11 protein-coding genes and 1 pseudogene are annotated in these 10,032 nt (G+C 68.8%); 10 read left to right on the top strand and 2 right to left on the bottom strand.

Annotated elements, in window-relative coordinates; translation table 11 throughout:
* The 7 genes and pseudogenes from AC1DQP_RS11340 to AC1DQP_RS11310 form a co-directional block, all read left to right on the top strand.
* A pseudogene (locus tag AC1DQP_RS11340) lies at nucleotides 1-502 on the top strand (acyl-CoA dehydrogenase); the annotation flags it as partial.
* Nucleotides 490-1,248 (top strand): PIG-L deacetylase family protein, encoded by a 759-nt coding sequence (locus tag AC1DQP_RS11335; protein ID WP_256773914.1) that lies wholly within the window; start codon nucleotides 490-492, stop codon nucleotides 1,246-1,248. The pseudogene AC1DQP_RS11340 and the gene AC1DQP_RS11335, both read left to right, overlap by 13 nt.
* Complete coding sequence (locus tag AC1DQP_RS11330; protein WP_457319646.1) at nucleotides 1,245-1,832, top strand: methyltransferase; 588 nt, start codon at nucleotides 1,245-1,247, stop codon at nucleotides 1,830-1,832. Before AC1DQP_RS11335 ends, AC1DQP_RS11330 begins: the two co-directional genes overlap by 4 nt.
* A complete protein-coding gene (locus AC1DQP_RS11325) occupies nucleotides 1,829-2,551 on the top strand; it encodes a glycosyltransferase family 2 protein (RefSeq protein ID WP_478051616.1) in 723 nt (240 codons plus the stop codon). The genes AC1DQP_RS11330 and AC1DQP_RS11325 overlap by 4 nt, the downstream gene beginning before the upstream one ends.
* A complete protein-coding gene (locus AC1DQP_RS11320; RefSeq protein WP_256773911.1) occupies nucleotides 2,551-2,820 on the top strand; it encodes a PQ-loop domain-containing transporter in 270 nt (89 codons plus the stop codon). Before AC1DQP_RS11325 ends, AC1DQP_RS11320 begins: the two co-directional genes overlap by 1 nt.
* Before the next feature lie 158 nt (nucleotides 2,821-2,978).
* Complete coding sequence (locus AC1DQP_RS11315) at nucleotides 2,979-3,428, top strand: PA2169 family four-helix-bundle protein (protein WP_256773910.1); 450 nt, start codon at nucleotides 2,979-2,981, stop codon at nucleotides 3,426-3,428.
* 177 nt (nucleotides 3,429-3,605) lie between these two features.
* Nucleotides 3,606-3,896 carry a hypothetical protein gene (locus tag AC1DQP_RS11310; RefSeq protein WP_256773909.1) on the top strand — a complete coding sequence of 97 codons (291 nt, stop codon included), beginning with the start codon at nucleotides 3,606-3,608 and terminating at the stop codon, nucleotides 3,894-3,896.
* Here AC1DQP_RS11310 and AC1DQP_RS11305 read toward each other — a convergent pair whose 3' ends face one another.
* Nucleotides 3,897-4,376, bottom strand: a complete 480-nt coding sequence (locus AC1DQP_RS11305; protein WP_478051615.1) for a GNAT family N-acetyltransferase — start codon at nucleotides 4,374-4,376, stop codon at nucleotides 3,897-3,899.
* Nucleotides 4,377-4,408: 32 nt separating this feature from the next.
* Complete coding sequence (locus tag AC1DQP_RS11300) at nucleotides 4,409-5,182, bottom strand: DUF6491 family protein (protein WP_457319070.1); 774 nt, start codon at nucleotides 5,180-5,182, stop codon at nucleotides 4,409-4,411.
* Nucleotides 5,183-5,332: 150 nt separating this feature from the next.
* Between AC1DQP_RS11300 and AC1DQP_RS11295 the strand changes: the two genes are divergently transcribed.
* The 3 genes from AC1DQP_RS11295 to thrA all read left to right on the top strand — a co-directional run bounded on the left by AC1DQP_RS11295 (nucleotide 5,333) and on the right by thrA (nucleotide 9,957).
* Complete coding sequence (locus tag AC1DQP_RS11295; protein WP_478051614.1) at nucleotides 5,333-6,055, top strand: helix-turn-helix transcriptional regulator; 723 nt, start codon at nucleotides 5,333-5,335, stop codon at nucleotides 6,053-6,055.
* A 71-nt stretch (nucleotides 6,056-6,126) separates the two neighbouring features.
* Nucleotides 6,127-7,074 (top strand): DMT family transporter, encoded by a 948-nt coding sequence (locus AC1DQP_RS11290; RefSeq protein WP_478051613.1) that lies wholly within the window; start codon nucleotides 6,127-6,129, stop codon nucleotides 7,072-7,074.
* Between the two features lie 366 nt (nucleotides 7,075-7,440).
* The gene (thrA, locus tag AC1DQP_RS11285) at nucleotides 7,441-9,957 is read left to right on the top strand and encodes a bifunctional aspartate kinase/homoserine dehydrogenase I (RefSeq protein WP_457319073.1); all 2,517 of its coding nucleotides are present in this window, start codon (nucleotides 7,441-7,443) and stop codon (nucleotides 9,955-9,957) included.
* The last annotated feature ends 75 nt before the right edge of the window (nucleotides 9,958-10,032 follow it).

Below are 10,032 nucleotides of genomic sequence, written 5' to 3'. Positions count from 1 at the left end.
CAGCAGTACCGCGCACTTCCGGCAGGTACCGGCGGTGGAGGTCGGGCAGGCCAATGCGTATCTGGAGCGTCCCGGTTTCTGGCACGGCGGTGCGGGTATAGCCGCATGCTGGTTCGGCGCGGCGGCGGCACTGGCCGAACCGCTCCGCCGCTCGCCAAAGACCGCTGAGGCCGGCACCGCTGCGGTGCTGCTGGGCGAAGTGGATATGGCGCTTTCCCCGTGCGCGTCGCTGCTGCGCGAATTGGCGGCACTGCTGGACGCGCAGCCCGAGCACCCGCACATGACCGAGGTGCTGCGTGCGCGCAGCGTGGTCGAGCGGGCCTGCGTGCGCACCTTGGATCTGGTCGCGCGCGGGCTGGGCCCGGGCCCCATGTGCCTGGACCAGGACCATGCGCGGCGTTGGAGCGATCTGACCGTGTTCATCCGTCAGAGCCACGCCGACCGCGACTGGCAGCAGTTGGGCATGGACTGTCATCGCGCGGGGCGGCCATGGAGCTTGTAGACCGCCAGATCGATGGCAACGGCATCAGCGAGGCGCAGTGGCAGTCCTGCGCATGGCTGCAATCGCTGCCGGAACAGACGCCGCAGACGCTGTTCGCCGGCATTGCCCGCGTGGTGGTGGTGTCGCCCCATCCGGACGATGAAGTGCTTGCCTGCGGCGGAGTGATGGCCTGCGCGCACAGCGCTGGGCTGCCGGTGCTGGTGGTGTCGGTGACCGACGGCGAGGCGTGCTACCCCGACCATTCCCTCTGGCTGCCACAGCGATTGCGCGAGGAACGCCAGCGCGAACTGGATCGCGCGCTGGCGTGCCTTGGGCTGACCCATGCACAACGGCATGCGTGGCACATCGGCGACGGTACGGTGACCCAGCATGAGGCGGAGGTTGCCGCGCGCCTGTTGGCCTTGCTGCGCGAAGACGATCTGGTGCTGGCCCCGTGGATGCTGGACGGCCATCCCGACCATGAAGCGGTGGGGCGTGCCTGCGCGCGTGCCGCGTCGCACCGGGGCTGCGCGCGCCGGGAGTTTCCCGTGTGGGGCTGGCACTGGCTGGACCCACAGCAGGCCGCGCGCGCGTGGTCGCCGGCGTTCCGTTTCCGCCTGTCCCCGCAGGTGCAGCAGCGCAAGCGGGTGGCCATCGGCCAGTTCGGCACCCAGACCGGCACCGCGCCGGGACTGGACTGCGCCCCGATCCTGCCCGATGCGGTGCTGCAACGTTTCCAGCGTGATTACGAGGTACTGCTTGGATGAGCGATGTCGCGTACTTCAATGCGATCTACCAGAACGAGGACCCGTTCGAGTACCGCACCCGCTGGTACGAAGCGCGTAAACGCGCGCTGACCTTGGCGAGCCTGCCGCAGGCGCATTACCTGCGCGCCTGGGAACTGGGCTGTTCCAACGGCGTGCTGACCGCCGCGCTGGCACCGCGCTGCGCGCAGTTGCTGGCCACCGACATCAGTGAAGAGGCCGTGGCCGCGGCGCGCCGGACCGTGGCCGGGCAGCCGCAGGTGACGGTGGAGCGCGCGCAGCACCCGCAGGACTGGCCGGAGGACCCGTTCGACCTGATCGTGTTCAGCGAACTGGGCTACTACCTGGAGGAGGCGGACATGCAGGCAATGGCGGCGCGCCTGGTCGCATCACTGGGTCCGCAGGGCGTGCTGATCGCCTGCCATTGGCGGCCGCCATTCGCGCAGGCGCGCTGCAGCACGGACTTCGTGCACGCGCAGCTGGATGCACTGCTGCCCCGGGTCTTTTCCTGGTCCGACGCTGACATGGTCCTGCAGGGGTGGTCGCGCGATACGCGCTCGGTGGCGCAACACGAGGGACTGCGATGATTGCCGCGATCGTGCCGGCCCACAACGAAGAACAGATGATCGGCCCGTGCCTGCAGGCGCTGCAGGTAGCGGCTGCGCATCGCGCGCTGGACGGCGAGGCGGTCGCCATCGTGGTGGCGCTGGACCGCTGCAGCGACGCGACTGCGGAGATATGCAGGCGATTGGGCGTGCACACCGTGTGCGTGGAAGCCGGCTGCGTTGGCGTCGCCCGTGCGGCGGCCAGCGAAGTTGCGCTGGCGCTGGGTGCGCGCTGGATCGGGTGCACTGACGCCGACAGCCGCGTGCCCGGGGACTGGCTGGTCAAACAGTTGCACTGCGGTGCCGGCGCGTTCTGCGGGGTGGTGACGGTGGAGGATTGGCTCGATTACGCGCCCACGGTGCAGGAGCGCTTTCTGGCCAGCGAGCACCTGCATGATGGGCATGCACACGTGCACGGCGCCAACATGGGTTTCAGTGCGGCTGCCTACCGCGACAGCGGCGGATTCCTGCCGCTGGTGTCCGGGGAGGATGTGGCCTTGATCGAGGCGATCCAGAACAGTGGTGCACGTGTCGCCCGGCTGGCCGCACCCCAGGTCGTGACCAGTGCACGCCGTCATGCCCGCGCGACGCGGGGCTTCAGCGACTTCCTCAAGCGCCTGGAGCAGCAGGTGGGCCATGACGGCGGCGTTCCGGGGCTGGCGTTGCCCAACATCGGGCGAAAATCGGCAGGCGCGTGCTGATGGCGGCGGTTGATCTGCTCGGATGGGCGGCCACCCTCGTCCTGGTCGCCACGCTCTGGCGGCAGATCTGGAAGCAATGGCGCGCCGAGGATGCGCAGGCGGTTTCGACGTGGTTGTTCGTGGGGCAGATCACCGCCTCGGTGCTTTTCATTCTTTACAGCATCGCGCTGCATTCCTGGGTATTCGTGGTCACCAACAGCCTGGTGCTCGCGACCGCGATCGCAGGCCAATGCCTGTCCTGGATCAAGCGCCGTCGCGCGTCTTCGTGACGACGCAATCGCGTGGTGAACACGCGCGCACAACACCTGCATTTCATCGCGCATACGTCGCTGAACCGCGCGTTTTGGATGTCACGCCGACTTCATTCCCGATCGCTAAAAGTGGACTCACCCAAACGGGCATCCCGTCCTCTACAGGAGCAACATCAGTGACTACCGAAACCAAGACCACCCATACCTTGAACGACCTGATCGAGATTGCCCGCGACGGTAAGGAGTTCTACACCGAAGCGGCCGGCAAGGTGGAAGACACCGAGCTGTCGTCGCTGTTCACCCGCATCGCCGGGGTCAAGGACGAGATCGTGCGTTCGCTCAGCGCCACCGTTCTGGCCGCGGGTGGCAAGCCGGCCGAGCACGGCACCGTGGTCGGCTCGATGCAGCAGTTCTACGGCAAGGTGCGCGCCACGCTTGGTGACACCCAGTACGGCTACGTGGCCGAGCTGGAAGAATCCGAGGACCGCTTGCTGAAGGCGTTCAAGGACACCCTTACCGACGCCGACACCCCGCCGGCCGCGCGCCAGGAAGTGCAGCGCCTGCTGCCGCAGGTGCAGGAATGCCATGCGGTCATGCGTGACCGCAAGCATGCGATGAAGCACTGATCGACTGCCCTGCGATGGCAACGGATCGCCTCGGCATGATCCGTTCCAGATGAACGCGCGGACCGCGCAGACAGCCCCGGCACGTCCGGGGCTGTCTGCGTCCGGGCGACCGCACGCACACGTACGGGGCAGGGGGAATTGGTGCATACTCGATCGAAAGGGCTGCTTGGATCTGCTATGGAACACATGCGTTGGCTGACGCTTCGCCTAGGCAACAATCAATCCATCGGGCCGAAGGTTCTGTCGGACCTGTGGTCCAATGCCTGCGAAACGAATCAGTCGTCTGTCACCCGCGACACGATGCCGGGTAAATCCACGTCCTATGCGTTGCATGCGCCGCTGTCGCTGGCGTATCCCAAGCGCGCAGAGCTGCGCATGCGCAAGCTGCTGGAAGAAGCCGGCTACACCTTTACCCTCGGCTCTCTGGCCGACCGGCCGGCACCGCAGCCGATGCGCAGCACCCGCTGATCAGCGCGGCGCCAGCCGCCGCAGCATGATCCGCACCGGGAAGCCCCCGGCATGTTCGACCGACTCCAGCGGCACCCACCCCAGCCGGCGATACAGACCACCGTCGTCGGCCTCGGTCTGCAGGTACACATCGCGTACGCCCAGGGCGGCGGCGCGCGTCATCAGGTCTTCAATCAGCACGGCGGCGATGCCTCGGCCGCGGTGCGAGTCGCGCACGTAGACGCCGCCGAGCCAGTGCTGGCGCTCCGGGCGCTCGGTGCGTTCATGGAATTTCAACTGCGCCGCCGCGACCGGTTCTCCGTCATCCAGGGCGATCAGCAGCAGGGGCAGGGCGGCGTCGTGGAGGAATACTTCCAGCCGCTGGCATTCGTCGGCCTCGGTGCGGCCGGGCAGGTGGCTGCCCCATTCAGTGAAATACCAGGCGGCCACGGTCGGCAGCAGGGCGGGGTTCTGGCTTAGCGGGATGCGTTCAAGTGTCATGGCGGTTCCAGTCGCACGATCAGGGGAAGTCTTCAACGGATCGGATACACCGCCATGACCGCGCAGCCCAGGTAGTTGCGCGGGTTGCTCTGGCGGCGGAGATCGCCGGGCATGGCCTGGCTGGCCATCATGCGGTCGCCAGGATTGCCGCAGATCAGACCGTTGCCGAAGCCGGAGCGGAATGAAATCTCCGGCGCGTTGCTGACCTCCGGGCAGTACGTGCCCAGTTCCACGCGGTAATAGCGGTTGCCGCCGGAGCGCTTGGGGTTGGTTTCGACCTTGATGCCCTTGGGATCTTCGGACCAGCTGCGCAGGGCGCGCGTGCTGAAACAGTAGGCCGGCGAGGCGCCGAAGCGGCTGCGGGTTTCCGAGGTCGCCGCCACCTGCACGGTGGGCAACGTTTTCAGCGTGCGCGCGTCGCTCAGCTTGGCCTGCGCGGCGAACTCGCGCGCGTCGATGCGCGCCACCGAGGCAATAGGGCAAAGACGCCCATCGACGCGTACCCGTTCATCGGGACCGCCACAGGCCCAGCCCGAAGGCGCTTCCAGCACCGCTTCGGCGGCATCGTCCACGCCGGGGCAGGCAGATTGGAAGCGCACGCGCCACGGCTGGTAGTCGGCGGCCAGCACGGTCACGCTGTCGGCGTCGGTCTGGTTCATGTCGCGCAGGCCGCGCGCATCCAGGCAGCCGGGGCCGGGCGCAATCCGGGTCGGTTCGCGTGGGGCGACGGCCGCGGCGGTCAAGGGGAGGCAGGTGAGCGCGAGGCCCAGCAGGACGAAGCAGCGCATCCGGGCAGGGCGGGGCATTCCAGGCGACGTCACAGTGTGCATTCCATGCGGACAGGACCGGCCGACTATATCAGCCGGGGACGGCCGCCCCGCTGGATTGCGTCACGCCTGGCGCGCGCGCAGACTGATCGCTCCCACGGTTCACGCGCGTCCTGTCTGCCCACGTCCATGCCTGCTGCCGCCTTCAACCTGCGTCGCTACGGTCGCGCGTCCAGTGTGGACCGACATGATTTCGCCCAATGGGTGCTGCCGGTGGATGGCGAACTGGCCTTCGAACTGGACGGGCGCGGTGCGCGGCTGGACAGGTGGCAGGGTGCGTTCGTGGCGCCGTCGGCCGGGCATGCGCAGTCCGCGTCGGCCGATGACCGGTTCCTGATCGTTGATTGTCCGGTCAAACTGCTGGACGAAGACACCCTGCAACGGCTGGACGAGCACCCGGTGCTGGCGCTGCCGACCGAGGTGCGCGCGATGGTCCAACGGGTCAGTGCGGGCTTGCCGCCGCGGATCGATGGCGCCGTGGTGGCGCGCGAATTGCCGCTGCTGCTGGACGCGTTTTCGCTGGCGGGCAGTGCGACGCGGCTGCAGGCTGTGTGCGCGCGCATCGAACAGTCGCCAGGGCAGGCCTGGCCGGTGGAGCGGATCGCGGCCGCGGTCGGGGTCAGCAGTAGTCGCGTGCATGCGCTGTTCCGCGCGGCATTGGATATGCCCCCGCTGGCATGGTTGAGCGCGTGCCGGTTGCGCTGCGCGCGCCGCCACCTGGCTGGAAGCACGCTGTCCATCGCCAGCATCGCCCAGCAGGCCGGTTACTCCGAGCAGAGCGCACTGACCCGTGCACTGCGTCGTGAGTGGGGGATGACCCCGGCCGAGTACCGGCGGCGCCACCGGCAGTAGCCTGGGTCAAGATCGACGGCGCGCGCGTGCCTACACTGGCGCACTCCTCCAGCAATGACCCGCACGCGCAGATGAATCGATCCATGGGAGTTGGCATCGCCAACGGAATCGCCGCCGGTGCGCTGTGGGGCGTGGTGTTCCTGGCCCCGGCGATGCTGAGCCACTTCAGCGCGGTGCAGTTGTCGGCCGGGCGTTACCTGGTGTATGGGCTGATCGCGGTGGTGTTGCTGGCGCCGCGCTGGCGGCAGCTGCGCACGCGGATCGGCGCGGCCGAATGGCGCGGCCTGCTGTGGCTGAGCCTGGCCGGCAACCTGGTGTATTTCGTGCTGCTGGCCAATGCGGTGCAGTGGGCCGGCGGCGCGGCCGCCTCGCTGATCGTGGGGCTGATCCCGGTGGTGGTGACGCTGGCCGGCGTGCGTGAGCAAGGCGCGGTGCCGTTGCGACGGTTGGCGCCGGCACTGCTGCTGTGCCTGCTCGGCGTCGGGCTGGTCGGTTACGAGGCGCTGCAGGCCGAGCACGCCGGCGGTTCGACCGGGCAGCGTGCGCTGGGGCTGCTGTGCGCGGTCGGCGCGCTGCTGTCCTGGGCGGTGTACTCGATCGGCAACAGCCGCTGGCTGGCGCGGCGCCCGGATATCTCCGGACACGACTGGTCGTTGCTGACCGGGGTGGCCACCGGCGGGCTGGCGTTGCTGCTGGTGCCCAGCGCGTTCGCGCTGCAGGACACCCCGCATGTCACGGTCGACTGGGGCTGGTTCTGGCTGATCAGCGCCGGGGTGGCGGTGGTGGCCTCGGTACTGGGCAATGCATGCTGGAACCGCGCCAGCCGCAACCTGCCGCTGACCCTGACCGGGCAGATGATCGTGTTCGAAACGCTGTTCGCGCTGCTGTACGGCTTTGCCTGGCAGCACCGCCTGCCGACCGCGATGGAAACCGTGGCGATCGTCTGCCTGATCGCCGGCGTGCTGATGTGTGCGCACGCACATCGCCCACCCCGCGCGATTGCCGAGCACGCGGGATGAGCGTTTGGGCCAAGGGCATTGCGCCAGCTGGATGGTCTCATTCGCAACTTGTTTGCCGACGTTACCGGCATGTTGCGCGCGTGGATTTTTTGCACTGCAACACTTGACAAGTCCCCCGCCGGCGTTGTTTTCTTGACCCATGGTCTCCCTCGCCGCCACCGCCCAGCCGTGCATCGCCGCCCTTGCGGTCGATCGAGCCGTGGCCGACCGGAGCACCGGTACCACCACCATTACCACCGTCACCACTCGCCCGGTGCGGCCCGTCGTCTTCGCGTAATTTCCGAAAACAACGGCCCCGCACCCGGAACAGGTTGCGGGGGAGCGCCTTCAACCTGACCCGACGCGGGGCCTCGAATCGAGGTCTACATGTCTTCCGTCGCCGTCCTGCCTGCTGTTGCTGATCCTGCCGCCCCGGTCCTGCGGGCAGCCACCTCCACGGTCGTGCACAAGTTCGGCGGCACCTCGGTGGCCGACGCCGAGCGCTACCGCCATGTCGCCCAGCTGCTGCTGGCGCGCGACGAAGCGGTGCAGGTCACCGTGGTCTCGGCGATGAAGGGCGTCACCGATGCGCTGATCGCGCTGGCCGGCCTGGCGGCCGACGATGCGCCGCACTGGCGCGACCACTGGCATGCGCTGCGTGCGCGGCACCGCGGCGCGGCAGTCGCGTTGCTGGGCGAACAGGCCGGGCCGACGGTGGAATGGTTCGATGCGCGCTTTGACCACCTGGCCGAAGTGCTGGGCGCGCTGGCGGTGATCGGCGAGTTGCCGGTGGAAGTGCTGGACCGCGTGCAGGGGCTGGGCGAGGTGTATTCGGCGCAGCTGCTCGGCCAGTACCTGCAGACCCTGGGCGAAGACTGCGCGGTGCTGGATGCGCGCGATGTGCTGGTGGTGGACCGTGGCGAGCTGGGCGTGGACGTGGACTGGGTGCAGAGCGCGCAGCGGCTGGCGACCTGGCGGCAGGCGCATCCGGGCCCGCGCGTGGTGGCCACCGGCTTCGTGGCGCGCGATCGCCGCGACCGCATCACCACCCTGGGCCGCAACGGCAGCGATTACTCCGGTGCGATCTTTGCCGCGTTGTTCGATGCCGACGAGCTGCATATCTGGACCGACGTGGACGGCGTGCTGTCGGCCGACCCGCGGGTGGTGCCCGAAGCGGTGCAGCTGGATGCGCTCAGCTACGACGAGGCCTGCGAGCTGGCCTACTTCGGGGCGAAGGTGGTGCATCCGCAGACGATGTCGCCAGCGATCGAACGCGGCCTGCCGATCATCATCCGCAACACTTTCCGGCCCGACCATCCGGGCACCCGGATCACCGCCGAGCGCACCGTGTCCGGTCCGATCAAGGGCCTCACGCTCAGCCCTGACCTGGCCGTGCTGAACCTGGAAGGCACCGGCCTGATCGGCGTGCCGGGTACCGCCGAGCGCGTGTTCGCCGCGCTGCGCAACGCGCAGGTGTCGGTGGTGATGATCTCGCAGGGGTCTTCCGAGCATTCGATCTGCTGCGTGGTCCGGCAGGCCGAATCGGCGCGTGCGCGCACTGCGCTGTTGCAGGCCTTCGCGCATGAGCTGGCGTTGGGCCAGGTGCAGCGCGTGCAGCTCACCGACAACGTCAGCGTGTTGGCGGCGGTGGGCGATGGCATGGCCGGGCAGCCGGGCGTGGCCGCGCGCCTGTTCGAATCGCTGGGCCGCGCCCAGGTCAATATCCTGGCGATCGCGCAGGGCTCGTCCGAGCGCAACATCTCGGTGGCCGTGGACAGCCGCCATGCGACCAAGGCGCTGCGCGCCGCACACGCCGGTTTCTGGTTGTCGCCGCAGACCTTCTCGGTCGGCGTGATCGGCCCGGGCAACGTCGGGGCGGCCCTGCTCGATCAGCTGCAGGCGGCACAGACCCAGTTGCTGGGCCGGGCCAACGTGGACCTGCGGCTGCGCGCGGTGGCCTCGCGCAGCCGCATGCTGCTCGACCAGCGCGGTGTGCACGGCGACTGGCGTGCGGCCCTGGCCGGCCCGGGCGTACCCACCGACCTGGACGTGTTCACCGAGCACCTGCTGTCGGCGCACCTGCCGCACGCCCTGATCATCGATTGCAGCGGCAGTGCCGATGTTGCCGATCGCTATGCCGGGTGGCTGGCAGCGGGCATCCATGTGGTCACCCCGAACAAACAGGCCGGTGCCGGTCCGCTGCCGCGCTACCACGCGATCCGCGAGGCGGCCGCCGCCAGTGGCGCGCGCTTCCGTTACGAGGCCACCGTTGGTGCCGGGCTGCCGGTGATCACCACGCTGCGCGACCTGGTCGATACCGGCGACGAAGTGCTGGCCATCGACGGCATTTTCTCGGGCACGCTGGCGTGGCTGTTCAACAAATACGACGGCCAGGTACCGTTTTCGCAGCTGGTCGCGCAGGCGCGGGGCATGGGCTACACCGAGCCGGACCCGCGCGACGACCTGTCCGGCGTGGACGTGGCGCGCAAGCTGGTGATCCTGGCCCGGGAGGCCGGGCGCGAGTTGAGCCTGGAGCAGGTGCAGGTGGAAAGCCTGGTGCCCGAGGTGCTGCGTCAGGCGAGCGTCGAGGAGTTCATGGGCGGCTTGGACGCGGTGGACGCGCTGTTCGCCGAGCGGCTCGCCCAAGCCCGTGCGCGCGGGGCGGTGCTGCGCTACGTGGCGCGGCTGTCGGCTGACGGTGCGCAGGTGGGATTGGTGGAATTGCCGGCCGCCCACGCCTTCGCCACTCTGCGCCTGACCGACAACGTGGTGCAGTTCACCACCCGGCGCTACTGCGACAACCCGCTGGTGGTGCAGGGCCCCGGTGCCGGGCCGGAGGTGACCGCCGCCGGCGTGTTCGCCGATGTGCTGCGGGTAGCGGTCGGCGAAGGGGCACGCCTGTGAGTGCAGGTGACAGTGCCCGTGCGTTTTCGCCGGCGTCGGTAGGCAATGCGGCGGTGGGCTTCGACATCCTTGGGC

The sequence above is a fragment of the Stenotrophomonas sp. P5_A8 genome (assembly GCF_056400545.1).
Note: the sequence above shows the minus strand (reverse complement) of the source record. Positions and strands in the feature narration are given on the sequence as shown.